Annotated in this window: 23 protein-coding genes and 4 tRNA genes; 13 read left to right on the top strand and 14 right to left on the bottom strand. The window is 58.4% G+C overall.

Translation table 11 applies throughout. From position 1 onward, the window contains the following. Nucleotides 1-46: 46 nt before the first annotated feature. From clpP to AO353_RS20150, 6 genes are all read right to left on the bottom strand, one after another. The gene (clpP, locus tag AO353_RS20175; protein ID WP_054596540.1) at nt 47-688 is read right to left on the bottom strand and encodes an ATP-dependent Clp endopeptidase proteolytic subunit ClpP; all 642 of its coding nucleotides are present in this window, start codon (nt 686-688) and stop codon (nt 47-49) included. Between the two features lie 92 nt (nt 689-780). Then, nucleotides 781-2,091: a trigger factor gene (tig, locus tag AO353_RS20170; protein WP_054596539.1), complete on the bottom strand. Its 1,311-nt coding sequence runs from the start codon at nt 2,089-2,091 to the stop codon at nt 781-783. Between the two features lie 400 nt (nt 2,092-2,491). Next, nucleotides 2,492-2,567 (bottom strand) — tRNA-His (locus AO353_RS20165). Nucleotides 2,568-2,644: 77 nt separating this feature from the next. Beyond that, nucleotides 2,645-2,729, bottom strand: a tRNA-Leu gene (locus tag AO353_RS20160). A 58-nt stretch (nt 2,730-2,787) separates the two neighbouring features. Further along, a tRNA-His gene (locus AO353_RS20155) sits at nt 2,788-2,863 on the bottom strand. A 32-nt stretch (nt 2,864-2,895) separates the two neighbouring features. Next, nucleotides 2,896-2,972, bottom strand: a tRNA-Arg gene (locus AO353_RS20150). Between the two features lie 275 nt (nt 2,973-3,247). Between AO353_RS20150 and folD the strand changes: the two genes are divergently transcribed. Beyond that, entirely contained in the window at nt 3,248-4,102 is an 855-nt protein-coding gene (gene folD, locus AO353_RS20145; RefSeq protein WP_054596538.1) for a bifunctional methylenetetrahydrofolate dehydrogenase/methenyltetrahydrofolate cyclohydrolase FolD, read from the top strand. 127 nt (nt 4,103-4,229) lie between these two features. Here folD and makC read toward each other — a convergent pair whose 3' ends face one another. Beyond that, nucleotides 4,230-4,622 (bottom strand): alpha-pore-forming tripartite toxin MakABE regulator, encoded by a 393-nt coding sequence (makC, locus tag AO353_RS20140; protein WP_054596537.1) that lies wholly within the window; start codon nt 4,620-4,622, stop codon nt 4,230-4,232. A 911-nt stretch (nt 4,623-5,533) separates the two neighbouring features. Here makC and pbpG point away from each other — a divergent pair. After that, the gene (gene pbpG / locus AO353_RS20135; RefSeq protein ID WP_054596536.1) at nt 5,534-6,475 is read left to right on the top strand and encodes a D-alanyl-D-alanine endopeptidase; all 942 of its coding nucleotides are present in this window, start codon (nt 5,534-5,536) and stop codon (nt 6,473-6,475) included. 81 nt (nt 6,476-6,556) lie between these two features. Here pbpG and AO353_RS20130 read toward each other — a convergent pair whose 3' ends face one another. Continuing rightward, the gene (locus AO353_RS20130; RefSeq protein ID WP_237142909.1) at nt 6,557-7,231 is read right to left on the bottom strand and encodes a peptidase C39 family protein; all 675 of its coding nucleotides are present in this window, start codon (nt 7,229-7,231) and stop codon (nt 6,557-6,559) included. A gap of 213 nt (nt 7,232-7,444) precedes the next feature. On the opposite strand from AO353_RS20130, the gene AO353_RS31395 reads away from it, so the two are divergent. Beyond that, on the top strand, nt 7,445-7,615 hold the full coding sequence (locus AO353_RS31395) for a hypothetical protein (protein WP_173860006.1): 171 nt from the start codon (nt 7,445-7,447) through the stop codon (nt 7,613-7,615). Nucleotides 7,616-7,701: 86 nt separating this feature from the next. Here the strand turns inward: AO353_RS31395 and AO353_RS20125 are convergent, their stop codons facing one another. Together AO353_RS20125 and AO353_RS20120 are read right to left on the bottom strand one after the other, a co-directional pair. Continuing rightward, the gene (locus tag AO353_RS20125) at nt 7,702-8,451 is read right to left on the bottom strand and encodes a TerC family protein (RefSeq protein WP_054596534.1); all 750 of its coding nucleotides are present in this window, start codon (nt 8,449-8,451) and stop codon (nt 7,702-7,704) included. Between the two features lie 29 nt (nt 8,452-8,480). Next, a complete protein-coding gene (locus AO353_RS20120) occupies nt 8,481-8,732 on the bottom strand; it encodes a hypothetical protein (RefSeq protein WP_054596533.1) in 252 nt (83 codons plus the stop codon). Between the two features lie 135 nt (nt 8,733-8,867). On the opposite strand from AO353_RS20120, the gene nhaR reads away from it, so the two are divergent. After that, the gene (gene nhaR / locus AO353_RS20115; RefSeq protein WP_054596532.1) at nt 8,868-9,767 is read left to right on the top strand and encodes a transcriptional activator NhaR; all 900 of its coding nucleotides are present in this window, start codon (nt 8,868-8,870) and stop codon (nt 9,765-9,767) included. A 4-nt stretch (nt 9,768-9,771) separates the two neighbouring features. Here nhaR and AO353_RS20110 read toward each other — a convergent pair whose 3' ends face one another. Beyond that, entirely contained in the window at nt 9,772-10,926 is a 1,155-nt protein-coding gene (locus AO353_RS20110; RefSeq protein WP_054596531.1) for an MFS transporter, read from the bottom strand. Nucleotides 10,927-11,251: 325 nt separating this feature from the next. On the opposite strand from AO353_RS20110, the gene sstT reads away from it, so the two are divergent. After that, nucleotides 11,252-12,484 (top strand): serine/threonine transporter SstT, encoded by a 1,233-nt coding sequence (gene sstT, locus AO353_RS20105; protein ID WP_054596530.1) that lies wholly within the window; start codon nt 11,252-11,254, stop codon nt 12,482-12,484. Between the two features lie 87 nt (nt 12,485-12,571). Here sstT and AO353_RS20100 read toward each other — a convergent pair whose 3' ends face one another. From AO353_RS20100 to AO353_RS20090, 3 genes are all read right to left on the bottom strand, one after another. Continuing rightward, the gene (locus tag AO353_RS20100) at nt 12,572-13,081 is read right to left on the bottom strand and encodes a DUF1993 domain-containing protein (protein WP_054596529.1); all 510 of its coding nucleotides are present in this window, start codon (nt 13,079-13,081) and stop codon (nt 12,572-12,574) included. A 122-nt stretch (nt 13,082-13,203) separates the two neighbouring features. After that, nucleotides 13,204-14,535: a sensor histidine kinase gene (locus tag AO353_RS20095; RefSeq protein ID WP_054596528.1), complete on the bottom strand. Its 1,332-nt coding sequence runs from the start codon at nt 14,533-14,535 to the stop codon at nt 13,204-13,206. After that, nucleotides 14,532-15,191: a response regulator transcription factor gene (locus AO353_RS20090; RefSeq protein WP_054596527.1), complete on the bottom strand. Its 660-nt coding sequence runs from the start codon at nt 15,189-15,191 to the stop codon at nt 14,532-14,534. The genes AO353_RS20095 and AO353_RS20090 overlap by 4 nt, the downstream gene beginning before the upstream one ends. Nucleotides 15,192-15,324: 133 nt before the next feature. On the opposite strand from AO353_RS20090, the gene AO353_RS20085 reads away from it, so the two are divergent. The 8 genes from AO353_RS20085 (at nt 15,325) to arcD (ending at nt 24,700) form a co-directional block, all read left to right on the top strand. Beyond that, complete coding sequence (locus AO353_RS20085; protein ID WP_054596526.1) at nt 15,325-15,795, top strand: DUF2271 domain-containing protein; 471 nt, start codon at nt 15,325-15,327, stop codon at nt 15,793-15,795. Between the two features lie 25 nt (nt 15,796-15,820). Next, nucleotides 15,821-18,043, top strand: coding sequence for a PepSY domain-containing protein (locus AO353_RS20080; protein ID WP_054596525.1), 2,223 nt, complete (start codon nt 15,821-15,823; stop codon nt 18,041-18,043). Beyond that, entirely contained in the window at nt 18,033-18,998 is a 966-nt protein-coding gene (locus AO353_RS20075; RefSeq protein ID WP_054596524.1) for an FAD:protein FMN transferase, read from the top strand. The genes AO353_RS20080 and AO353_RS20075 overlap by 11 nt, the downstream gene beginning before the upstream one ends. Before the next feature lie 79 nt (nt 18,999-19,077). After that, nucleotides 19,078-19,779, top strand: coding sequence for a VIT1/CCC1 transporter family protein (locus tag AO353_RS20070; protein ID WP_054596523.1), 702 nt, complete (start codon nt 19,078-19,080; stop codon nt 19,777-19,779). A 248-nt stretch (nt 19,780-20,027) separates the two neighbouring features. Further along, nucleotides 20,028-20,420, top strand: a complete 393-nt coding sequence (locus AO353_RS20065) for a hypothetical protein (RefSeq protein WP_054596522.1) — start codon at nt 20,028-20,030, stop codon at nt 20,418-20,420. Nucleotides 20,421-20,524: 104 nt separating this feature from the next. After that, complete coding sequence (locus AO353_RS31615; protein WP_054596521.1) at nt 20,525-20,779, top strand: DUF2933 domain-containing protein; 255 nt, start codon at nt 20,525-20,527, stop codon at nt 20,777-20,779. Between the two features lie 57 nt (nt 20,780-20,836). Beyond that, nucleotides 20,837-22,963: a copper-transporting P-type ATPase gene (locus AO353_RS20055; RefSeq protein ID WP_102668608.1), complete on the top strand. Its 2,127-nt coding sequence runs from the start codon at nt 20,837-20,839 to the stop codon at nt 22,961-22,963. Between the two features lie 243 nt (nt 22,964-23,206). Next, nucleotides 23,207-24,700 carry an arginine-ornithine antiporter gene (arcD, locus tag AO353_RS20050; RefSeq protein WP_054596519.1) on the top strand — a complete coding sequence of 498 codons (1,494 nt, stop codon included), beginning with the start codon at nt 23,207-23,209 and terminating at the stop codon, nt 24,698-24,700. Nucleotides 24,701-24,711: the final 11 nt, after the last annotated feature.

Genomic DNA, 24,711 nt, shown 5'->3' with positions numbered 1-24,711 from the left:
AAGCCCGCTGGTGGCCAGTTAAACCAACCACCTGCATTTGAGCTGCTTAGGCGGGCATTTTACGCTTGTCGATCACCGAGTCGATCAGGCCGTATTCAGCCGCACGCTCTGCGCTCATGAAATTGTCACGCTCGGTGTCGCGCTCAATGGTTTCGAGGCTTTGACCGGTGTGATAAGCCAACAACGAGTTCAGACGCGAACGGATATGGAGGATTTCCTTGGCATGGATGTCGATGTCCGACGCCTGACCCTGGAAACCGCCCAATGGCTGGTGAATCATCATGCGCGAGTTCGGCAGGCAGTAACGCTTGCCCGCAGCACCACCGGCAAGCAGGAAAGCACCCATACTGCAGGCCTGACCGATACAGGTAGTGGAAACGTCAGGCTTGATGAACTGCATGGTGTCGTAGATCGACATGCCCGCAGTCACCGAACCGCCTGGTGAGTTGATGTAAAGATGGATGTCCTTGTCCGGGTTTTCCGCTTCAAGGAACAGCAGTTGCGCGGCGACCAGGTTGGCCATGTAGTCTTCTACCGGGCCGACAAGGAAGATCACTCGTTCCTTGAGGAGGCGCGAGTAGATGTCATAGGCACGTTCGCCACGGGCGGACTGCTCGATAACCATCGGGACCAGACCACCTGCGGCCTGGATGTCAGAGCTCTGCTGATAATAAGAATTGCGGGACATGTCTCGCAGTCACTCCCAAATAGTTATGTCTTGAATACGCATAAGCCAGCTCGAAAGCTGGCTTATGGTGTGTGCTTCTAACGCAAAAACAATCAGTCGGCTTGTGGAGCTTCTACCGGCTTGACCGCTTCTTCGTAAGAGACCGATTTGTCGGTCACGCTAGCTTTCTGAAGAACAGTATCCACAACTTGCTCTTCCAGCACAACCGAACGGACTTCGTTCAGTTGCTGGTCGTTCTTGTAGTACCAGGACACGACTTGCTCAGGCTCCTGATAAGCCGAAGCCATTTCCTGAATCAGCTCGCGAACGCGGGTTTCGTCAGGCTTGAGGTCGTATTGCTTGACCACTTCAGCCACCACCAGACCCAGCACAACGCGACGCTTGGCTTGCTCTTCGAACAGCTCGGCCGGCAGTTGGTCAGGCTTGATGTTGCCACCGAACTGCTGAACCGCCTGAACGCGCAGACGATCAACTTCGTTGGACAGCAGGGCCTTTGGCACCTCGATCGGGTTGGCGGCCAGCAGACCGTCCATTACCTGATTCTTGACCTTGGATTTGATCGCCTGACGCAGCTCGCGCTCCATGTTCTTACGAACTTCAGTGCGGAAACCGTCGATACCAGACTCTTTGATACCAAACTGAGCGAAGAATTCTTCGGTCAATTCAGGCAGTTTCGGCTCGGAAACAGTGTTCACGGTGACGGTGAACTCGGCTGCCTTGTTAGCCAGGTCGAGGTTCTGATAGTTCTCAGGGAAGGTCAGGTTCAGAACGCGCTCTTCGCCCGCTTTAGCGCCAACCAGGCCTTCTTCGAAGCCAGGGATCATGCGGCCGGAACCCAGAACCAGCTGAGTACCCTTGGCGGAACCACCGGCGAACACTTCACCATCAACCTTGCCAACGAAATCGATGTTCAGTTGGTCTTCGTTCTGAGCTGCACGATCGGCAATTTCAAAACGAACGTTCTGCTTGCGCAGGATTTCCAGCATTTTGTCCAGATCGGCGTCCGCCACGTCAGCGCTCAGGCGCTCGACAGCGATGGATTCGAAACCGGCAACGGTGAACTCGGGGAACACTTCGAACGTTGCAACGAATTCCAGATCCCTGCCCTTCTCCAGGACTTTAGGCTCTACCGAAGGAGCGCCAGCCGGGTTCAGCTTTTGCTCGACAATCGCTTCGTAGAAAGAAGCCTGGATCACGTCGCCTACAGCTTCCTGACGCGCATCAGCTTCATAACGCTGACGAATCACGCTCATTGGCACTTTGCCAGGACGGAAGCCTGCAATCTTGGCCTTTTGGGCAGTCTGTTGCAGACGCTTGTTGACTTGAGTCTCAATGCGCTCAGCTGGCACGGTGATGCTCATGCGGCGCTCTAGAGCAGAAGTATTTTCAACAGAAACTTGCATGGATATTCCTCGTTGCACAGACGTTAGCCGGCCGTTTCCGACCACAGAATCAAGGGCATGCATTCTAGTGGGTCAAACTCAAGAAGTCACCCTACTGAAAACGGGTAAAAACGCAGCAGACAATTTATCGGTGTGGATGCACGAATACACCTCACCCCGGAGGCAAATACAGTCAATCACGCCAGGTCTCTGCGCCAACCCTCCTATATATAGAAGGAGAGCCAATCAGCTCCCTGGCAGCCGACCTTGCGAGCAAGCCCGGCGGGCAATGCGGCATCATCGAGCAACATGAATACGACGAAACGCCCCGCCCTTGCGACCCGGAACCTGCAGTCGCTGAACATACAAATACTGAAACAAAAAAGGCGCCAGACTGTTAAATCTGGCGCCTTTCGAAATATGGGGTGGACGATGGGGATCGAACCCACGACAACGGGAGTCACAATCCCGTGCTCTACCAACTGAGCTACGCCCACCATATTGCGTAACAAAGAAGCCAAAAAACTTCTTCGCTGAGCTCCAACCCGGCCAACGGCCTGACTGAAGCTTTAATTGGTGCGGATGAAGAGACTCGAACTCTTACGCCTCGCGGCGCTGGAACCTAAATCCAGTGTGTCTACCAATTCCACCACATCCGCGGTTCACAACTATTAAAGCAAAGGCGCCAGACGGTTAAATCTGGCGCCTTTCGAAATATGGGGTGGACGATGGGGATCGAACCCACGACAACGGGAGTCACAATCCCGTGCTCTACCAACTGAGCTACGCCCACCATATCGCGTTACTTGTGCCAAAGCTGCCTAATGGCGCACCCGGCAGGACTCGAACCTGCGACCATCCGCTTAGAAGGCGGATGCTCTATCCAGCTGAGCTACGGGCGCCTTATTAGCTGTACCCTTGAAGGACTACAAACTAAGTGCTTTTCAGCCTTGCAGAACCGTAATTCCGCCTGACCTTCTTAACCAGTGCTAGGCTGTGCCCGACAAGTGCGACGAATAGTATAGGCACCCCTGGAGACCGTCAAATCCTTTTTGAAAAAAATTCATTTAATTAAAGGGCTTAGGGGAATTTGCAGACCAAGCGCCTTTGCCCTCACGTTCTGACATGCGAGAATGCGTTCTCTTTTCTTCCCCCTCTCGATGGTTAATCACGCGCAATGACTGCACAACTAATCGACGGCAAATCGATCGCCGCCAGCCTGCGCCAGCAGATCGCCAAACGTGTTGCCGAGCGTCGCCAGCAAGGTCTGCGCACGCCCGGCCTCGCGGTGATCCTGGTCGGCAGCGATCCCGCCTCTCAGGTTTATGTCTCGCACAAGCGTAAAGACTGTGAAGAGGTCGGCTTCCTCTCCCAAGCCTATGACCTGCCCTCCGACACCACCCAGCAGGCCCTGACCGAACTGATCGACCGTCTTAATGACGACCCGAACATTGACGGCGTGCTGCTGCAACTGCCTCTGCCAGAACACCTGGACGCGTCCAAACTGCTGGAACGCATTCGTCCGGACAAAGACGTGGATGGTTTCCATCCTTATAACGTTGGCCGCCTGGCACAACGCATCCCTCTGCTGCGCCCGTGCACCCCTAAAGGCATCATGACCTTGCTGGAAAGCACAGGCGCCGATCTTTACGGGATGGATGCAGTGGTCGTTGGCGCCTCCAATATCGTCGGTCGCCCAATGGCGATGGAATTGCTGCTGGCCGGTTGCACCGTAACCGTGACCCACCGTTTCACCAAGGATCTGGCCGGCCACGTCGGTCGCGCCGACCTGGTTGTAGTCGCCGCCGGCAAACCTGGCCTGGTCAAAGGTGAGTGGATCAAGGAAGGCGCCATCGTCATCGACGTTGGCATCAACCGCCAGGAAGACGGCAAGCTGGTAGGCGATGTGGTTTATGAAACCGCCCTGCCCCGCGCTGGCTGGATCACACCAGTACCCGGCGGGGTCGGACCGATGACTCGCGCCTGCCTGCTGGAAAACACGCTGTACGCAGCGGAAACCCTGCACGGCTGATTCAAGGCTCGCCCTGACGCACAAACAAGGAACCCCGCCAATTGGCGGGGTTCCTTGTTTTATATCACCCTGAAATAAAGAAGTTGACACTAACAACTTCATCTAGATCAAAGCACCTCTTCACACACTACTGAATTTTCAGGAACGGATCAAAGGTCATCTGCTTCCCATCCATTGAAAGCACTACCGAATACTGCACGTTCCCTTTATAACCCTGCGCCTCGACCTGCCCCTTCCAGTAATTACCTGATGGATCGGGCACTGACTTAGGAAGGCAAATCCTATCATTAACCATCTGACCAGTAAAACCAACTATCTGCACGTCATTGGAAGGAGAGAGAGGCGCTACAGCCCAATTAATGTATTGCCCTTCAACACATGCCGTATAGAGCTCTGCCTGACCCTCACTACTCGAACCGCAGTGTTTGTTACTGTCTATCAGGTACACATTACCCTGGAGATCACCTGATGCCAGCGCGTTCTCAACATCGACAACAATCAAAACATTTACTGATTTCATCACACTATTCCTTTTGTGTAAGTTGTCTTTAGCGTTGTCAAGTCACTTGAACCATCAGCACCTGGGCGTGCTCGCTTAGGGGGAAGCATGAGGTGTCCGGACAGCGTACATTCACGCCCTTCCATAGGCTTTGGCACGAGGCATTCAATGCCCGATTACAACTGCCCCAGCCATACAACTGGATCAAAAAACCAACTCGCAACATTTCACCGAGTCGACAGCATTAGTGACAATCAGCCGCATATCGTCTTTCCGTGAGCGGGCCTGATGACGCTGTATAACTTGTCGCTCAATGCGAAGGTGAGATTAGCACCACTCATTTAAAAGTAAAGGCGCAAGCTTCTATCCCTACAAATAAAAAAACCACATAACCGCCATATTTTTGGCGAGCGTTTTTTTCCTAACAACAACAAACACCTTACATTCAGGACTCAACAGTCACCCTATTACGTGACAAAATTTTGAACCGCCTCCCACCACTCACCACTCGCCGTGACCACTGACAATTAGTGTTAACCCCTAAACTTAAACCCACCCACAACCACTTTAATAGTTACCACTGTTTAATAGAGCGTTTCTCTATATCAATTTTAACGTTAAATTCGCTATTAACAGATCTGAAACCACAACCGTTCGAAATAACCTGCCCGCATGACCAGTCCCACCCTACCTGACCACACGAAGCCTTTTATTGTCTTACACCAAAGCAATCACATCATGTGCTTCCCGAGCATCGACGACACCTGTGAATCAGACCGTTACAGAGCCGATACAGCCTAAAATATTTTTCATCTGAAGCACCTCTGCAGCAGGCGTATAGCGCTTTCCTAGCACATACTCATAAAATGTTACGTTTCTCCCAGAAAGCCCGTTGCAGAACGGCATATTCATTTCTTACCGAGTCCGCCCGCGTGAAAATCCGTCTATCCATCCTGAGCCTATTTTTTGTACTTACAGGCCCTCTTGTCACCTCAAACGTCTACGCACGTGACACCACCGCGGCACCTCGAGACACCTCACAACTGCGCATCGCCTCCGGCAGTGCGATGGTGATCGATCTGCAAACCGACAAAGTCATCTACGCCAGCAACCCGGACGTGATCGTGCCGATCGCCTCGGTGACCAAATTGATGACCGGGCTGATCGTGCTGGACGCCAAGCAGAACATGGACGAATACATTTCCGTTACGATCAGCGAAACCCCGGAAATGAAAGGTGTGTTCTCCAGGGTCAAACTCAATAGCGAGCTGTCGCGCAGGGAAATGCTGCAGATTGCACTCATGTCCTCGGAAAATCGTGCTGCCGCGAGCCTGGCCCACCACTACCCAGGCGGTTACGCTGCTTTTATCGCCGCAATGAACGCCAAAGCCAGGGCGCTGGGCATGACCAGCACCCATTACGTCGAACCGACCGGCCTGTCAGAGCACAACGTTTCCACGGCCCGCGACCTGAGCAAACTGCTCCAGGCTGCACGCAAATACCCGATGCTGAGTGAACTGAGCACGACCAAGGAAAAAACCGTGACGTTCCGCAGACCCAGCTACTCCTTGGGTTTTCACAACACCGACCACCTGATCAACAAAGCCGACTGGGACATCAAGCTGACCAAGACCGGCTTTACCAATCAGGCCGGCCACTGTCTGGTGTTGGTGACGAACATGGGTAATCGCCCTGTTTCGCTGGTGATTCTCGATGCCTTCGGCAAGTACACCCACTTTGCGGATGCCGGACGGATTCGTCAGTGGGTTGAAACCGGCAGGAGCACCTCTGTGCCGAGTGTTGCCCTGCAATACAAAGCCGAGAAAAATCTGCAACATCGTCAAGGTAGCGGCATGGCGCAGACCGGCAAATAAGCGCACGAAAAAAGGCCTGCGACGCGAGTCGGGGCCTTTATCGATAACGGCGCCTCAAGGTGCCGTTTTTATTCGGTTCGATTAATGGGCAGCCAGTGCTTTGGTCGCCGTGGTTGCTGCCTGCTCCTGTCCAGCCCGAGCCAGATCGTCAGCGGCCTTGAGCCAGCGCTGCGAGTCAACCTTGGCCGGAATCTGGGTCGGCCCCTGAATCAACACTGCCCAACCGCCAGCATTTTCGAACGCGGACTCGAACGACGTGAAGCTCATCAGCAACCGGCGGTCCATTCCTGAACGCAGCAGCACCGTCTGCTTGTGACGGTTGTAGCCGGCGAGAATCGCGTACCTCGGCTCTTTCCAGAATGCCGAACCTTCGCTGAAGCGCAGCAACACCGGGTAACCCGCCGCGACCTGGGCCAACAGCGCCGGCAGATTGCTGTCCAGCGGATACACGACCATCCCGTATTCACGCGCCAGGTTCTGCATGTTCTGCTGCAACTGCGCCTCGGCGCCCGGCAAATGCAGCGGCTTGTCGAGCAGCCCCGGGGTAATCACGATGCCTTGCTGGGAAAGCATGCTGGCCAGCGATTGCGGCCCGCTTTGATAGGCTTCGCCACGGTAAAACGGCATGCCACTGAGCTCGACGCGCTCAGGCAGACGCTGGATTTCAGGTTGTACGCTCCCGGCACAACCGGCCAGGCTCAAGACGCAGGCCGCGGCCAGCAGGGCGCAGCGGAATCGGGAAAGTACCGGCAACATCATCACTCACTTGTTCAGGCGCCAGGCAAACGGTCTCCCGGCTTCGCTGATGATCATAGCAGTGGTATAGCCTTTAACGGCAGTCGCATGCAGTTGATAGAGCGAACGGGTTGGAGACTCATCACACTTGGTCAATTGCCTGCAACACATCAGCGACTAGACTGACGCTTGTACAAAGTGTGTGCCCGAAGCAGGGCAAAGAGGAGGCACTGAATGAGCCTGACGATGATAATACTGATGCTGATCGGTGGCTGGCTGGCCGTTGCCGCCGCGATGCTGTGGGGCGTATTGCGCATTACCCGCAGACACCAGCACGCCTATATTCCACCTGCGGCACCCGGCAAAGTCGAGAAACCTGCCCGGCACCACGTCACAGCACACTGATCGATTCGGTTCAAATCCCCCACAAATCAAAACGGCCACCTGCACGTTGTCGAGTGCAGATGACCGTTGGTGATTTACCTTAACGCTTACGCCTCAGCAGCGACTCGCTTCTCCCGGGCCCGACGCGACAGCATGTTCAGACCTTCAATCGTTGCCGAGAATGCCATGGCCGCATAGATGTAGCCTTTCGGTACGTGGGCGCCGAAACCTTCGGCGATCAGGGTCATGCCGATCATGATCAGGAAGCCCAGGGCCAGCATCACCACTGTTGGATTGTCATTGATGAATTTGGCCAGAGGCTCGGCCGCCAGCAACATCACCATCACCGACACCAGCACCGCAATGATCATGATCGGCAAATGCTCGGTCATGCCGACAGCGGTAATGATGCTGTCGATGGAGAACACCAGGTCGAGCATCAGAATCTGACCGATTGCCGCGGCAAAACCCAGTGTCACACCGGACGTTTTCGACGTCGGATCCTCGGCTGGCGGATCCATGCTGTGATGGATTTCAGTGGTCGCCTTCCACAACAGGAACAGGCCACCGGCGATCAGGATCATGTCTTTCCACGAGAACGCGTGATTGAACAGTTCAATCACCGGCTCAGTCAGCTGCACGATGAACGCGATGGTGCTCAGCAAGCCCAGACGCAGGACCAAGGCCATGCTGATACCAATACGGCGGGCCTTGGCACGGTGCTGCACGGGCAGCTTGTTGGTCAGGATCGAGATGAAGATCAGGTTGTCGATGCCGAGCACGATTTCCATCACGATCAACGTAGCCAGGGCGACCCAGGCTGTAGGGCTTGCTGCAAGTTGTAAAAGATAGTCCATGGGTCAGTCCTGACTCGGTGTTGAACGGGTTAGATTTCCTGCGATGTGCCAGGTTTTTTCTCGCTATCGTCAGCGGGTTTTTCCTTGTTGCCGACGATGTTCGAAGTGGCGTCGCTCAGCGCTTGCTCCGCCGCCTTATGCGTATCGTCGATCGCCTGCTTGGCGGTTTCGGCGGCTTTGCCCATCAGTTGCTGGGCACTTTTCTCGGCCTGGTCACAGCCTGTCAGCAGCAGTGCAGAAAGGGCCAGCAACGAAGCGGCGGCCAGGGAGTTGAGTTTCATCATGCTTTCCTCGATAGAGCGAACTTGACCAAGGGAGTGGCCCGTCGATAGCGAGGCATTCTAAGGAGGCAAACACTTCAGGAAAATTCGTATTTTTAGCAGCTATACTTCGGTTTTTCCGAATCGGCAAAGCGCATGCTCAATTATCGGCAATTGCATTACTTCTGGGTCGTGGCCAAAACCGGCAGCATCGTGCGTGCCTGCGAGCAATTGAACCTGACTCCGCAGACCATCAGCGGGCAGATCAGTCTGCTCGAACAAACCTATGGGATAGAGCTGTTTCAACGGGTTGGCCGGCAACTTGAACTGACCGAGGCCGGACGGCAGACACTGCCGTACGCCGAGCAGATGTTTCAGCTGGGTGGCGAGCTGGAGGCCATGCTTCGGGCGCAGCCCAATGAACAGCAGATTCTGTTCCGGGTGGGCGTCGCCGATGTGGTGCCCAAATCCATCGTCTATCGCCTGATTGCACCGACCATGGAGCTGACTGAGCCGCTACGCATCACCTGTCGCGAGGACAAACTGGAGCGCTTGCTGGCTGATCTGGCCATTCAGCGGCTGGACCTGGTGATCTCCGACAGTCCAATGCCGTCGCACCTGGACATCAAGGGTTACAGCCAGAAACTCGGCGAATGCGGCATCAGTTTTTTCGCCACCACCGAATTGGCACAACGCTATGGCAAAGACTTCCCGCGCGGCCTGCACGGTGCGCCCCTGTTGATTCCAGGGCAGGAAACCGTGGTACGCAGCCGCTTGCAGCGCTGGTTCGCCGAACAGCAGATTCAGCCACGCATTGTCGGTGAGTTTGATGACAGTGCCTTGATGCAGGCGTTCGGCCAATCCGGCAGCGGGATTTTCATCGGCCCGAGCGTGATTGCCGACGAGGTGAGACGCCAATGCGGCGTTGAGTTGATCGGGCAGACCGATGCGGTGACCGAGTCGTTTTACGCGATCTCGGTCGAGCGCAAGGTCAAGCACCCCGGCATTGTCGCAATTACCGAAGGAGCCCGCCGCGAGCTGTTTACCGCGCTTTGAAGCCTCAGGCGCAGACGGCTGGGGCTTTGACCTTCATCAGCAACAAGGCCAATACAATCGACACCAGGATAAAACCGGCCGCCGCAAACCCCAGGCTGCCCAGGCCCAAGGTGTCGATCACGTGCCCACCGACCATCGCCCCCAAGCCAATCCCCAGATTGGCCCCGGCGATGTTCAGCGACGCAGCAAAGGCTGGCGCCTGCGGGGCGGCTTTCATCAAGCGCACGTGGCTGACCAGGAACAACGCGGCCTGGGTCACGCCCCAGACGCCCATCGCCGCCGCCAGTCCCAGCGTCGAATGAATACTTGGCACCAGCGCCACCATGCCGCCGATCATGAAGCCACAGAACACCATCGACGCGATCAACGGATGGCGATCGACCATGCGCCCGCCCAGCGAGTTGCCGATCAGCCCGACCGCACCAAAGCCCATCAGACACCAGCCGACCACAGTGCCGTTGAAACCGGCCAACCGCTCAAGGATGTCGGCCAGGTAGGTGTAAGCGGTAAACATCCCGCTGAAGACCAGAATCGACAACAGCACGTGCCCTTGCATCAGTGGGCTGCGCAAAATCTTGAACTGTGAACGCAAGCTCACCTGCTGGTTGTGCAGGTTGGTTTTCGGCAAATAGATAAACAGCAGCAGCGCCTTGGCCAAGGCAATGACCGCGAGAATGCCGAACGCCGTGCGCCAGCCGAACGCATCGGAAATCAACGTGCCGACGGGGATCCCGAACACGGTCGCGCAGACAATCCCGAATCCGATCTTGGCAATCGCCCGCCCCGCATAGTCCGGCCCGACGATGTCCACCGCCGTTTCACTGGCCAGCGCCCAGAACACCGGTAAACCCAGCGCCGGTATCAGCCGCGCGACGGCCATCACGCCAATGTTCGGCGCCATGGCCGCCAGGGTGTTCGCCAGCCCGAACATGATCAGCACGCTGATAAACAGACGCCGACGTTCAAAACGCGCGAAATACGCGGTCAGGAAGGGTCCGAAGGCGGCGACGGTAAACGCGAACAAGGTCACCAGCAGTCCAGCCTGGGAAACGCTGACATCGAGGTCGCGAGCGATCGACGGTAACAGACCGACAATGATGAATTCTGTGGTCAGCACGGTGAAACCGGCGGCTGACAACAACAGGATGGGCAACAGCATGGGTAACTCCAGAAAACGACAACGCCAGCGACAGCCCAAGGGCTCACTGAGGGGAGATGAAAAAGTGGATGGCGAAGCTTAACAGAGTGTGTCCGACAGCGCTGGCGCAAACCTGACACATCCTCTTAAACACTCGGGTGGCAGATCGTCACAGGTCTGAAGGATCGCGACTACGCTGTGATAAAGTCCGCGCCCGCAAAAAAATTCAACCTTGCTCACCCGCCAACGCAGATGACGCAATGTGCGCTTGCCCGGTCAGCCTGCCCGTTTGTTGCTGACCGGGTTTCTCGATTCACGGCACCTTAAAAAAATCAGAGATACCGCTATGACTGCTGCTCCGCCTACTCTTTTGCAAAGACTCAAACACACCAGCCTGGTCACGCAAATCGTCATTGGCCTGATCGTCGGCATTGCCTTGGCGCTGTTTGCGCCTGAGGTGGCGAAATCCACCGCATTCATCGGCAAAGTGTTTGTCTCGGCACTGAAAGCCGTCGCACCGATTCTGGTGTTCGTGCTGGTGATGGCCTCGATCGCCAACCACAAACACGGTCAGGAAACCCATATCAAGCCGATTCTGTTCCTGTATCTGCTGGGCACCTTTGCCGCAGCCGTAGTGGCAGTGGTGGCCAGCAGCCTGTTCCCTTCGAGCCTGGTGCTGTCCACCCACGACGTGGCGATCAGCGCGCCCGGCGGAATCTCCGAAGTCTTGCAAAGCCTGCTGCTGAGCGTGGTCGACAACCCGATCAGTGCACTGATGAACGCCAATTTCATCGGTATTCTGGCCTGGGCAATCGGCATGGGCATTGCGATCCGCCATGCCGGCGAAACCACCCGCACCGTACTCGGCGACCTGTCCAACGGTGTCACGCTGATCGTGCGCCTGGTGATTCGTTTTGCTCCGCTGGGGATCTTCGGCCTGGTCGCCTCCACGCTGGCCACCTCGGGCTTCGGCGCACTGATCGGTTACCTGCATCTGCTGGCCGTACTGCTGGGTTGCATGCTGTTCGTGGCGCTGGTGATGAACCCGGCCATCGTCTATTGGAAGCTGCGCCGCAACCCTTACCCGCTGGTGCTGACCTGCCTGCGGGAAAGCGGAATCACCGCGTTCTTCACCCGCAGTTCGGCGGCGAACATTCCGGTCAATCTGGAACTGAGCAAGCGCTTGGGCCTGCATGAAGACACTTACTCGGTATCGATCCCGCTGGGCGCGACCATCAACATGGCCGGTGCGGCGATCACCATCACGGTACTGACCCTGGCGGCGGTGCACACGCTGGGGATTGCCGTGGACATCCCGACAGCCGTGCTGCTAAGCGTCGTCGCGGCGATCTGTGCCTGCGGCGCTTCGGGTGTGGCTGGTGGTTCGCTGCTGTTGATTCCGCTGGCGTGCAGCCTGTTTGGCATTCCGAGCGAGATCGCCATGCAAGTGGTGGCGGTCGGCTTCATCATCGGCGTGTTGCAGGACTCGGCGGAAACCGCACTGAACTCCTCCACCGACGTGCTGTTTACTGCTGCAGCGTGTTTGGGTGAAGACGAGAAGGTTCAGCGTCTGGCGTAACGCATCTGTAGGAGCACGGCTTGCCGGCGATGGCGTATTTGAGATCGCCATCGCCGGCAAGCCGTGCTCCTACTTTTTTTTGGGGGGTTAGAACGCGCCCATGTAATCGCGCTTGCCGACTTCAACACCGTTGTGACGCAGGATCGCGTAGGCGGTGGTGACGTGGAAGAAGAACTGCGGCAGGCCGTAGGTCAGCAGGTAAGCCTGGCCACTGAAGCGTTTTTCTTTCGGGGTGCCTGGGCGGGTAACGATCTCGATACCTTCCTTGCCATTGATTTGCTCAGGCTTGATACCGTCGATGAAGGCCAGCACCTTGGTGATCAGGGCTTGCAGCTCGGCGAAGGTCACTTCGGTGTCGTCGTACTTCGGCAGTTCGATTTCGGCCAGGCGGGCAGAAACGCCTTTGGCGAAATCGACGGCGATCTGCACCTGACGCACCAGCGGGAACATGTCCGGGTACAGACGCGCTTGCAGGAAGGCGTTCGGGTCGATGTTTTTGGCGGTGGCGTGAGCTTCGGCCTTGTTCAGAACATCGCTCAACGCGTTGAGCATTTGCTTGAAGACTGGAACGGAAGCAGCGTACAGAGAAATAGTCATGGCAGTCTCGTAGGGTGGAGGGTGTTGTGAAAGAGTAAAACGTGGGCGCGATTATAGCCCTGCTTGCAGCGACGTGCGGCGTGTCTTTGATCCCGCACGACCGGCCAGTGTATCCATTCTCCCTAGCGCCCCTGAACAAACTGCACGATGACTTCAAAGCCGTCTTGTTTACCCGTCGCGGGCGACACGAGCGTCATCGTCGCGTTGACGCCTTGGGCAATCGTCAGCGCGATGGCCAGGCCAAGCCCCGAACCCTCAGCGCCGCTTTCACCGCGCACGAAGCGCTCGGTCAGGCGTTTCAATATCGGCTCAGGCACCACCGGACCGGCATTGACTACCCTCAAAAGTGCCTGACTGGAAAGGCTCACCTCAATGGGTTGATCCGGCGCGCCGTGCTTCATCGCGTTCTCGATCAGGTTACGCACAAGAATGGCAAACGCGTCAGGATCAATTGCCGACAGCACGCTTTGCACAGCGGGCAGAACCAGATGAACCCGCTGGCCGGCTGCGTGATTGCACTCATCGACCACATGCGCCAGTAACGGTATGAGGTCTTGCGGCACCTCGGACAGAAGCCCACCGCCTTCGGCCTTGGCCAGTTGCATCAGCTTTTCCGAGAGTCGCGTCAGCGCCTGGAGAGACGCCTCGATCTTCGCGGCGCGTACTTGAAGCGGGCCCTCAGGCGCCTCGCGGCGTAACCGCTGAATGTGTGCCAACGTCGCTGCCAGCGGGGTGCGCAGCTCATGGGCACTGTTGGCGGTAAAGCTGCGTTCCGTCTCCAGTGCCTTGCGCAGTCGCTCCATCAGATGGTTGACCGCCTCGGCCAACGGATCGATTTCCGCAGGCAATCGATCCACCTTGATCGGGGACAGGTCACCGACCCCGCGCGTCTCGATGGCCCGGCGGTACGCCCGAACGCTGCGCAGGCTGACGTGCACGAACAACCAGGTGCCCAGCAAGCTGATCGGAATCAGTGCCAGCAACGGCAGGAGCAACGCGAGCAAAGCCTCCTGAGCAGCTTCGCGTCGATGGGCCAAGGGCTCGGCCATCTCGATAAAAACGCCTTCGCGCGGAGCGCTGGTCCCGTACAAACGGTACCTGGAAGTGGTCGTGAAGCCCTCCACCGGCAGCGGATTGAAAATGTCAGGGTCGGCATCATGAGATTGCATCAGTATCTCGCCCCTGGCATCGCGGACCAGGTACGTCAGGTATTCCTTGCGCACTTTGAGCGGTGCAATATGCCGAGCCTGGCGAGGCTCATCAGGGCTGCCGATTTCGAGCACGGCCAAGGGCAGGATTCGCTGTGCCGTCTCCTCCAGTGCACTGTCGAAGGCCTCGTTCAATTCGTGTTGCACCACGACCCAGGCGCCGACGGTCGCCCCCAGCCAAAGCAGGGTCATGCCCAGCGTCAGCCCCAGCCCCAGGCGCTTTTGCAGACTCGAGGCGGGCTTCATTCCGGCATCAACCGGTAGCCCATCCCACGGACCGTCTCAATCATCTCGCGGCCGAGTTTCTTGCGCAGACGGCTGATATAGACCTCGATGGTGTTGCTTTCAATTTCGGCACCGAATGCATACAGGCGATCTTCCAGCTGGGATTTCGATAACAATGCGCCGGGGCGCTGGATGAAGGCTTCGAACAATGCCCACTCGCGCGCGGTGAGGTCCACCGTCATGCCGGCGCGCAGCACCGTGCGAGCGGTCATGTCGACCTGCAACCCGCCCACTTTGATCTGCGGATTGGGATTACCACTGTAGCGCCGCGCCACCGCCGCAACTCGGGCGGACAACTCGAAGAGATCAAAGGGTTTGACCAGATAGTCGTCAGCCCCCGCATTCAGGCCTTCGATGCGATCGGATATCTGGTCCCGAGCCGTGAGAATAATCACCGGAGTGACATCCCCCGCCCCGCGTTGCTGGCGCAAAAAATCCAGCCCTCGCCCGTCCGGCAGCATCAGGTCAAGCAAGATCAGGTCGTAACGCGTCGTTCGCACGCTGGTCTGAGCGTGATCGAGGCGCTGCACCCAGTCCACCGCGTGGCCGTCATCCGCGAGTTGCTCACGTACTGCCTCGCCGAGCCCCACAGCGTCCTCAACCAATAAAACCCGCATTGCCACCCTCCTGTGATGGTTCGTCGTACAACACCTTGGCTGACGAACCTGACAAAGGCCTGAATTCCCCTTCAGGTTGCTGTCAGCTTACAGGCGCAGGATTCAGCCACAACGCTTGAACGGGAAATCCACCATGAAAAAGCTGACTGCTGCGATTTGTCTCGCCACCGCCATTGCACTGCCGGGTCTGGCCCAGGCGCGGGAAGTCACCCTGACCACCCGACTGAAAAATTACGACGGCAATGACGCGTACCTGGCGTTTTACGTGACCGATGCCAACGGTAAATACCAGAAAACCCTATGGGTGGCCGGCAAAAAGGCCAAGTACTACAGGCATTTGTCCGACTGGGCCCGTGGCAGCGGCTTGAACCCCAGCGAGTTTGACGGGGTCAGCGGCGCCAGTGTCGGTAGCGGGCGCACCCTGAAAGTGAGTGTTGAGCTGGCAGACACGCTGATTGATGCCGGCTATCAGATCCGCGTCGACAGTGCTGTCGAAAATCAACGTGAGGCCCGCTCCGATATTGCCGTGCCATTGACCACCCAAGGCGCGGGAAAACCTTCGACTGGCAGCGGTTACATCGAGTCCTTTACCTACGACATGTGACACCGGCACCCCTTGGAGGCTGACCATGCTACGCCAGTTTCACTCACTGCCCGGCCTCGTCGCGGCCCTGCTGGTCATGCTGCTGGCGATCAGCGGTGCGATCCTGTCGATCAATCCGGCCCTGGAAAGACTGAGCGCGACAGTACCGGCATCCGGTCAGGTGAACGTTGCCGAGTTGGCCGGTCGAGTGGCGAACCACTACCCCGGGGTCGAAAAAATCCGCCGTACCGCCTCGGGTTCAGTCATCGTGTATTTCACCCAGGACGGCCAGACCGGCGCCGAGCGCGTCGACCCGCTGACCGGAGCAGGTGTTGCGAGCTATACGCCCTCGGCGTTCACCCGCTGGGTCAAAGACCTGCACCGGTCATTGCTGTCAGGCACACCGGGGCATGCGGCAGCCGGCATCGGCGCGCTGTTCATCCTGATACTGTCGATTTCCGGGGCTGCGCTGCTGGCACAGCGCCTGGGCGGCTGGCGGCGCGTGATGCGGCCACTGCGCGGCAGTTTCAATCAGCGCTGGCACGCTGAAGTCGGGCGTTTGGCGATTCTGGGCTTACTGTTGTCCGCGTTGACCGGGCTGTACATGTCGGCCACCACCTTCGGCCTGATCCCGGACGGGACGCAACGCGAGCCGGTATTTCCGAGCACGCTCAGCAGCGGCACGGCAGCACCGGTCGCAACCTTGCCAGCACTGCTGGCGACTGACCTGAACGACCTGCGCGAGCTGGCCTATCCCAGCGTCGGCGATCCCGAGGATTTCTTTTCGTTGCGTACTGCGCAGGGCGACGGCTATGTCGACCCCACCAATGGAGCGCTGTTGTCTTACGTGCCCCACGACTCCATGCGTAATGCCTACGAATTCATCTACCAGCTGCACACCGGCGAAAACCTCTGGTGGCTGGGCCTGTTCCTCGGCGTTTGCGCGCTCAGCGTGCCGTTGATGAGCGTTACCGGTGCGCTGCTGTGGTGGCGTCGTCGTCAGTCACAGCCGAAAATCCGCCACAACAGTGGCGCTCAAAACGCCGACACAGTGATTCTGGTCGGCAGCGAAAGCAACAGCACCTGGGGCTTTGCCAACACCTTGCATGAGGCGTTGCAGCAGACCGGCCACCGCGTCCATACCGCGCCCATGAACCGGCTCGCGGTGGAGTATCGCAGCGCCCAGCGGCTGTTCATCCTGACCGCCACGACCGGCGACGGTGACGCACCCGCCTCGGCCTCGCAATTCTTGAAACGACTGGCGAATGCCCGCCTAAAGCCTGGCCTGGGTTTTGCCGTACTGGGATTTGGCGATCGGCAGTTCCCGAAATTTTGTCAGTTTGCCAAGGACGCTCAGGCGGCTCTGCTGGCTTCAGGCGGGACGCAGCTGCTGGAACTTGAAACCATCAATCGCCAATCCGCCCAGGCGTTCACCCGTTGGGGCAGCGCCGTTGGCCGGTTGCTGGGCCATGAACTGACGCTGGTACACGTCCCACGGCTGCCGGAAACCACGACCCTGGCGTTGATCGATCGCACACACTACGGCGAACACGTGAACGCTCCCACCCAGATCCTGCGTTTCAACGCAGCCGCAACGTCTCACTCGCCGGGCGAGCTCAAACACAGACGCAATAGTGGCCTACCCCGGTTCCAGGCCGGAGATCTGGTTGGCGTGCTGCCGCCCGGTTCCAGGGTGCCGCGCTACTACTCACTGGCCAGCGGATCAGATGACGGCGTTCTGGAAATCTGTGTGCGTAAACACGCCGACGGCGTGTGTTCCGGGTTCCTTCATGATTTGCCGCTGGGAGGACAGATTGAAGCCTTCATACAGCCCAATCCCGAGTTTCGTCCCGGCCGTGGAAAACAGCCGGTGATTCTCATCGGTGCCGGTACGGGGATCGGCCCTTTAGCCGGTTTTATCCGCAACAACACAGCCAGGAAGCCCATGCACTTGTACTGGGGCGGACGTCACCCGGCGTCCGACTTTCTCTATGAACCCGAGCTCAACCGCTATCTGGCGGATCAGCGCCTCACCCGGTTGCGCGCCGCCTTCTCCCAAACCCATGAGCGCAGCTATGTGCAGGACCGCCTGATCGCCGACGCGCTGGCACTCCGTCGCCTGATTGAAAAAGGTGCCCACGTATTGGTGTGCGGGAGTCGCGAGATGGCCAAAGGGGTGATGAACGCCCTGGATGAAGTGCTGGCCCCGCTCGACTTGAACGTGCTGACGCTCAAAGCACAAGGACGCTACCGTGAAGATGTCTACTGACCCCCAGCGCTATAGCCTGAGCGGGGAAACCATGGGCACCCGTTACACTGCGGTGTTTTACGCCGAGCCGCCGGTGGATGAGGCTGCCATCAATGAGAGTCTGTTTGCGGCTGTCGACACGGTGGATCAACAGATGTCGACCTGGAAGGCCAATTCCGCACTCAACCGTCTCAACGCAGCAGCCGAACAGCAATGGCTGCCCATTCCCGAGGAACTGGCCACCGTCCTGGCTACGGCGCTGCGGGTGGGTCGTCAATCCAACGGGGCGTTTGATATCGCCGTGGGCGATCTGGTCAATGCCTGGGGCTTCGGGCCTGGCGAACAACAACCCGGCGCAGCGCATATCAGTGCCTCGGATCGTCAGGCGCGCGTGCCAGCCACGCAAGCGCTGGAGATTGATCCGCTGCGCAACCTGGCCCGTAAACGCTCAGCGACTACCCTTGATCTATCAGGCATCGCCAAGGGCTTTGCGGTGGATGAAATGGCACGTTGCCTCGATGGTTGGGGGATAACCAACTATCTGGTAGGAATCGACGGTGAAATGCGCGCGCACGGGGTCAAGCCGGGTGGAGAGTCCTGGGTTGTGGCAATTGAAAGACCCCGCCGTGGCGTTCGTGAAGTCATGGGGGTGATGGAGATCAGCGATGCGGCGATTGCCACGTCCGGGGACTATCGTCACTGGATCGAGGTCGCGGGTCGGCATTACTCGCATACGATGGATCCGGCTCGCGGAGCGCCCTTGTCCAACTCACTCGCGGCCGTGATGGTGGTCGCCGCCACCTGCATGCTCGCCGATGCATGGGCCACCGCGCTGATGGTCCTGGGGGAGAAAGTCGGTCCTGAGCTTGCGCAGGAACGCGGTATGGATGCGTTGTTCGTGATACATGATGGCGAGCAGTTCAGGGAGCTATCGGTTGTTGCCGGACAGCTCCAGGCGCAGATTGAAACTCGCTGAAACGACCAGGCCAGTGGTTGATTTATCCAGGCATTTTTTTGATTGGTATCAATTCAACGACAGTGAGCAGATTTCAACGATGAAGTTCTTTCGCAGACACGCTGAATCCCATAAGCATGAGCGAATCGGCTGGCTTCGGGCCGCGGTATTGGGTGCCAACGACGGCATTGTATCGACCGCCAGTCTGCTGATCGGCGTCGCCGCGGCCAATGCCACCCACAGCACGTTGCTCGTCACGGGAGTTGCCGGGCTGGTGGCGGGTGCGATGTCGATGGCGGCAGGCGAATACGTCTCCGTGCATTCCCAGGCCGATACCGAACGGGCCGATCTGTTGCGCGAACAAACAGAGCTTGAGACAGCGCCGCTTGCCGAACACCGGGAGTTGGCGGCCATCTATGTGGATCGTGGTGTTGAACCCGAGCTGGCCAGTAAAGTCGCCACGCAGCTCATGGCACACGATGCACTGGGCTCACATGCACGCGACGAACTGGGCATTTCCGATGCGCTCAGTGCAAAACCGCTGCAGGCGGCAATGTCCTCGGCGGCCAGCTTTGTAGTGGGCGCCGCATTGCCGCTGGGCGTGACCATCCTCGCGCCGACCCACAGTGTGATTGCCTGGATATCCGGCATGTCACTGGTATTCCTGGGCACTTTGGGCGGCATTGCCGCCAAGGCAGGCGGCGCCAATCTGCTGATCGGCGCCTGGCGGGTGACGCTGTGGGGCGCACTGGCGATGGCTATTACTGCCGCAGTCGGTATTTCATTTGGTGCCGTTGCCTAGCGCTTTTATGAAACGGACCTGAGCGTTACCCGGTCACGGTCAGCGATGAGCGACTACATTCAGGGCTTGGGCCGGGGGACCTGACTGACTACGTTTGATTTGATTTTGATCAATCATGGAATTTCGGTGTGCTGTAGGTTGAAAAAACAGAATCCCGCTATTTCATTACCGGGGAAGTTCCATGTTCTGGTTTCGCCATCATCGTGCTGTGGGTATTACGGTGTTGTCCTCATCCTTTGGAGATTGCCATGCATGCCTCATTGAAATTGATCCTCGCCGCCCTGCTTGTGAGCGGCCCGCTCGTGGCCTCGGCCGTCGATGAACACCACCCGGAGCTGAACCCGACCGACCCCGCTCAAACCAGCACACCCGCCACACCTGAGCAGAACAAGGCCATGGCCGAGCAAATGAAAAAAATGCAGGCAGCACACGACAAAATCGCCGCCGCCAAAACCCCTGCCGAGCGGCGAGCCGCCATGCAGGAGAGCATGAAGACGATGAAGGACGGTATGGCCATGATGAATGCAAACTGTAATGACATGGGTATGCCGGGCAACAAGGACAGAATGGGCATGATGAACATGATGATGAATATGATGGATCAGCAATCGAACATGATGAAGATGCCGATGAACCAGTGATCCAGACAAGCCTGTCGTAACGGCCACGGCGGTTTCACCCTGAAACCGCAGTGTTGATCCTGTTCAGCGTATTGGCAGCGCTCACTCCCCAGGAGCACCCGACCATGATCAACTCACAGCACTCGACCAACACGTCTCCAGCATTTTGGAGAAGCAAATCCGGCATCGCGCTAGGCATGTTGCTGGTCATTGCATTGTTCTATCTGGCCCGTGAGCACTACGGCCATATTCTCGGCCTGTTGCCCTACTCGATTTTGCTGTTGTGTCCGCTGATGCATTTGTTTGGGCACCACCATCACGGTGGTCACAGCCATCGAAGTGAAACCGCAGACCCGGTCAAGGACGAGAACAGGAATTGACTCATGCACGGCGTTGAGCATCATCAAGAGCACAACCCGCCCCCCCCGGTCGATCGGATGCCCGCAGCCCGCTTGTCAGCTACTTCTGAATACACCTGCCCCATGCACCCGGAAGTCCGCCAGACGGGCCCCGGTACCTGCCCCAAGTGCGGGATGACCCTGGAGCCGGTGATTCCCGAACTGGAAGAGGACGAGAACCCCGAGCTCAAGAGCTTCACCCGGCGCTTCTGGTGGACATTGCCGCTGACCGTGATCGTCACGGTGCTGGCCATGAGCAGTCATGTCCTGATGCTGATCCACGGTTCCCTACAAAACTGGATCGAGCTGGCACTGGCCACCCCCGTCGTGCTGTGGGCCGGATGGCCCTTTTATGTGCGCGGCGTGCATTCGGTGATTCGGCGCAGTCCCAACATGTGGACGCTGATAGGTCTTGGCACGGCAGCGGCCTTCCTTTACAGCGTCGTCGCCACCCTGGCCCCCAATACCTTCCCCGACACGTTCATGATGGACGGTCGCATCGGCGTGTACTTCGAAGCGGCGGCGGTGATCATTTCGCTGACCTTGCTCGGCCAGATGCTCGAACTCAAGGCGCGTTCGCAAGCCTCGGCAGCCATCAAGTCGCTGCTTGGGCTGGCACCGAAAACCGCCCGCCGGATCAATGCCGACGGCACGGAAGAAGACATCCCGTTGACCCACGTACACAGCGGCAACACCTTGCGCATACGCCCGGGTGAAAAAGTGCCGGTCGACGGTCAGGTGCTGCAAGGCGAAAGCGCGGTGGATGAGTCGATGCTCACCGGTGAGCCGATACCGGTCATGAAAAAGGCCGGCGACGTATTGATCGGCGCCACCCTCAACCTCCATGGCAGTCTGGTGATGCAGGCACAGAAGGTCGGGGCGGCTACCCTCCTCGCGCAGATCGTGCAGATGGTTGCGCAGGCACAGCGTTCGAAAGCGCCAATGCAACGTCTGGCCGATGTGATCGCCGGTTACTTTGTGATCGTGGTGATCAGCATCGCGCTGCTGACGCTGTTCGGCTGGGGCCTGTGGGGGCCAGAGCCAAGCTGGGTATTTGGCCTGATCAACGCTGTCGCGGTCATGATCATTGCCTGCCCCTGTGCCCTGGGTCTGGCGACACCGATGTCGGTCATGGTCACCACCGGCAAGGCTGCCAGTGTCGGCGTGTTGTTTCGCGATGCCGCCGCCATCGAGAACCTGCGCAAGATAGACACCTTGATCGTCGACAAGACCGGCACCCTCACCGAAGGTCGGCCAGCGTTCCACAGTGTCGAGGCTGCACGCGGATTTACCCAGGACGAAGTGCTGCGCCTGGCGGCGTCTCTCAATCAGGGCAGCGAGCACCCGTTGGCACATGCCATCGTCGAGCAAGCCCGGCGCACGGGTCTGACACTGAGCACACCTGAAGCCTTTGAGTCCGCCTCCGGTATTGGCGTCAGCGGTCAGGTCGAGGGGCGAGGCCTGAGACTGGGCAATACGGTGTTGATGGATGAGGCGGGTGTTTCCATACAGAGCTTGCAAGCCCAGGCAGAAACGCTACGCAGTGATGGCACGAGCATCATGTACCTGGCGGTCGATGGTGTCCTGGCGGGGTTGTTGGCGGTAGCCGACCCCATCAAGCCCACCTCGAAACTGGCAGTCGGCCGTCTGCAAGCGGACGGCGTCAAGGTCGTCATGGCGACTGGCGACGGCCTTACGACGGCCCGTTCGGTGGCGCGTCAATTGGGTATCGAGGAGGTGCATGGCGAGGTCAAGCCGCAAGACAAGGAGCGCCTGGTCGCGGCGCTGCAACAGGCCGGACACCGGGTGGCGATGGCTGGCGACGGCATCAATGACGCCCCGGCACTGGCGCGCGCCGATGTGGGTATCGCTATGGGCACGGGCACTGACGTGGCAATGAACAGCGCTCAGGTGACCCTGGTCAAGGGCGACCTGCTCGGCATCCTGCGTGCGCGCAGCCTGTCAGTGGCCACAGTGAGAAACATGCACCAGAACCTGACCTTCGCCTTCCTTTACAACGCCATGGGCATTCCGCTGGCCGCCGGTGTGTTCTACCCGCTGACCGGTCATCTTTTATCGCCACTGATTGCGGCGCTGGCCATGAGCGTGAGCTCGGCATCGGTAGTGTTCAATGCCTTGCGCCTGCGCCAGACCGCGATTGAATAAGCGAAATACGCTGACACCCAACGGCCGCTCAACCGCTCGAATCCTGAGAGTATTCCACCCCTTTTCTACGTGACACAGCGGCGCACACGCCCATGGGGTTTATCCCTTGTGTCCTTCGTGCGGTTTGCCATTCCTCTGATCTACATCAACTCCCGACAGCCCATTCGCGCAGACATTAATCATCAGCGTTCGCGCTCTCGCATTGGCGATAGCCGATGAAGAAATTGTCTCGTGGAGGTTTGCATGGCAACGCATGTGCACGGCACCCAACCGACTATTCCGGGCATTTCGCCTCGTCCTGCGGCGGGAAGCTTGCGCCAACTGGAGCCCCGGCGCCTGTCCTTGAGCCTGTTGATCGCTCTGGTGGTCGGTTCGATGATCGGCAGCGGTATTTTCAGCCTGCCCCAGAACATGGCCGCGGGCGCTGGTGCCGGCGCGATCCTGATTGGCTGGTTGATCACCGGCGTCGGCATGCTGTCGCTGGCACTGGTCTACCAAACCTTGTCCAACCGCCAGCCCGAACTGGATAACGGCGTGTTTGCCTATGCCCGCGCATTGGGCGGCGAATTCCTCGGTTTCAACTCGGCCTGGGGTTACTGGATCAGCGCGTGGATCGGTAACGTCAGTTACCTGGTGATTCTGTTCGCGGCGCTGAGTTACTTCTTCCCGCTATTCGGTGAAGGCAATAACAAAGCGGCCATTGCGGCGGCGTCGCTGGTGCTGTGGTCGTTGCACTGGATGATCCTGCGGGGCATGCGCACCGCAGCGCGAGCCAATGCCCTCACCACCTTGGCCAAGATCGTTCCGTTGCTTCTGTTTATCGGCCTGGTGATTGCGGCGTTCCAACGCGAAACGTTTATGGTCGACTTCTGGGGTGCGCCGGCACTGGGCAGCACCCTGGATCAGGTCAAAAGCACGATGCTGGTCACCGTCTGGGTGTTTATCGGCATCGAGGGCGCCAACGTATTTTCCGCCCGTGCGGCAGAACGGGTGAATGTGGGACGGGCCACCGTCATCGGCTTTGTCCTCACCTTGTTGCTGCTGATTGCGGTGTCCCTGCTGTCACTGGGCATTCTCAGGCAACCGGAACTGGCCGCGCTGAAAAATCCTTCGATGAGTGGCGTGCTTGAGGCGGTGGCCGGCCCTTGGGGAGCGATGCTGATCAGCGTCGGCCTGATCATCTCGGTCGGCGGCGCGCTGCTCGCCTGGACGCTGCTGGCGGCAGAGTCGGTGTTCACACCGGCCAAGGAAAAAGTCATGCCGGGACCGCTGGCCCTGGAAAACACCCATGGTGCACCTGCCAATGCCTTGTGGATTACCAACGGCTGCATTCAGCTATTCCTGCTGCTGACGCTGTATTCGAGCGCCAGTTACCTGGCCCTGATCTCTCTGGCGACCTCGATGATTCTGTTGCCGTACCTGTTCAGCGGCCTATACGCGTTGAAGCTGACGTGGCAGGGCGCGACCTATGCCGGACACAAAGCCCTGCAACTGCGCGACATGGCGATTGCCTCGGTCGCAACCCTGTATTGCTTGTGGCTGCTATTCGCCGCAGGGCCGAAATACATGCTGCTCAGCGCCCTGCTCTATGCCCCCGGCTCACTGATTTACCTGGCCACCAAACGGGCTCGCCAGGGTCAAGCGCTGAACGGCTTTGAGTGGGGATTGTTGATCGTCATCTGGGCGGCGGCCGCTTTCGCCGGCTGGATGCTGTGGTCAGGGAAACTGGCCTTGTAAGGCCAAATCAA

Origin of the sequence: Pseudomonas fluorescens (assembly GCF_001307155.1) — a bacterium.
Taxonomy (GTDB): Bacteria; Pseudomonadota; Gammaproteobacteria; order Pseudomonadales; family Pseudomonadaceae; genus Aquipseudomonas; species Aquipseudomonas helvetica.
Note: the sequence above shows the minus strand (reverse complement) of the source record. Positions and strands in the feature narration are given on the sequence as shown.

Bases quoted from the DNA above. Each gene is read 5' to 3' on its own strand.
- clpP (WP_054596540.1), bottom strand. From the start codon at position 688: ATGTCCCGCAATTCTTATTATCAGCAGAGCTCTGACATCCAGGCCGCA.
- tig (WP_054596539.1), bottom strand. From the start codon at position 2,091: ATGCAAGTTTCTGTTGAAAATACTTCTGCTCTAGAGCGCCGCATGAGC.
- folD (WP_054596538.1), top strand. From the start codon at position 3,248: ATGACTGCACAACTAATCGACGGCAAATCGATCGCCGCCAGCCTGCGC.
- makC (WP_054596537.1), bottom strand. From the start codon at position 4,622: ATGAAATCAGTAAATGTTTTGATTGTTGTCGATGTTGAGAACGCGCTG.
- AO353_RS20130 (WP_237142909.1), bottom strand. From the start codon at position 7,231: ATGTTGCCGGTACTTTCCCGATTCCGCTGCGCCCTGCTGGCCGCGGCC.
- AO353_RS31395 (WP_173860006.1), top strand. From the start codon at position 7,445: ATGAGCCTGACGATGATAATACTGATGCTGATCGGTGGCTGGCTGGCC.
- AO353_RS20125 (WP_054596534.1), bottom strand. From the start codon at position 8,451: ATGGACTATCTTTTACAACTTGCAGCAAGCCCTACAGCCTGGGTCGCC.
- AO353_RS20120 (WP_054596533.1), bottom strand. From the start codon at position 8,732: ATGAAACTCAACTCCCTGGCCGCCGCTTCGTTGCTGGCCCTTTCTGCA.
- nhaR (WP_054596532.1), top strand. From the start codon at position 8,868: ATGCTCAATTATCGGCAATTGCATTACTTCTGGGTCGTGGCCAAAACC.
- AO353_RS20110 (WP_054596531.1), bottom strand. From the start codon at position 10,926: ATGCTGTTGCCCATCCTGTTGTTGTCAGCCGCCGGTTTCACCGTGCTG.
- sstT (WP_054596530.1), top strand. From the start codon at position 11,252: ATGACTGCTGCTCCGCCTACTCTTTTGCAAAGACTCAAACACACCAGC.
- AO353_RS20100 (WP_054596529.1), bottom strand. From the start codon at position 13,081: ATGACTATTTCTCTGTACGCTGCTTCCGTTCCAGTCTTCAAGCAAATG.
- AO353_RS20095 (WP_054596528.1), bottom strand. From the start codon at position 14,535: ATGAAGCCCGCCTCGAGTCTGCAAAAGCGCCTGGGGCTGGGGCTGACG.
- AO353_RS20090 (WP_054596527.1), bottom strand. From the start codon at position 15,191: ATGCGGGTTTTATTGGTTGAGGACGCTGTGGGGCTCGGCGAGGCAGTA.
- AO353_RS20085 (WP_054596526.1), top strand. From the start codon at position 15,325: ATGAAAAAGCTGACTGCTGCGATTTGTCTCGCCACCGCCATTGCACTG.
- AO353_RS20080 (WP_054596525.1), top strand. From the start codon at position 15,821: ATGCTACGCCAGTTTCACTCACTGCCCGGCCTCGTCGCGGCCCTGCTG.
- AO353_RS20075 (WP_054596524.1), top strand. From the start codon at position 18,033: ATGTCTACTGACCCCCAGCGCTATAGCCTGAGCGGGGAAACCATGGGC.
- AO353_RS20070 (WP_054596523.1), top strand. From the start codon at position 19,078: ATGAAGTTCTTTCGCAGACACGCTGAATCCCATAAGCATGAGCGAATC.
- AO353_RS20065 (WP_054596522.1), top strand. From the start codon at position 20,028: ATGCATGCCTCATTGAAATTGATCCTCGCCGCCCTGCTTGTGAGCGGC.
- AO353_RS31615 (WP_054596521.1), top strand. From the start codon at position 20,525: ATGATCAACTCACAGCACTCGACCAACACGTCTCCAGCATTTTGGAGA.
- AO353_RS20055 (WP_102668608.1), top strand. From the start codon at position 20,837: ATGCCCGCAGCCCGCTTGTCAGCTACTTCTGAATACACCTGCCCCATG.
- arcD (WP_054596519.1), top strand. From the start codon at position 23,207: ATGGCAACGCATGTGCACGGCACCCAACCGACTATTCCGGGCATTTCG.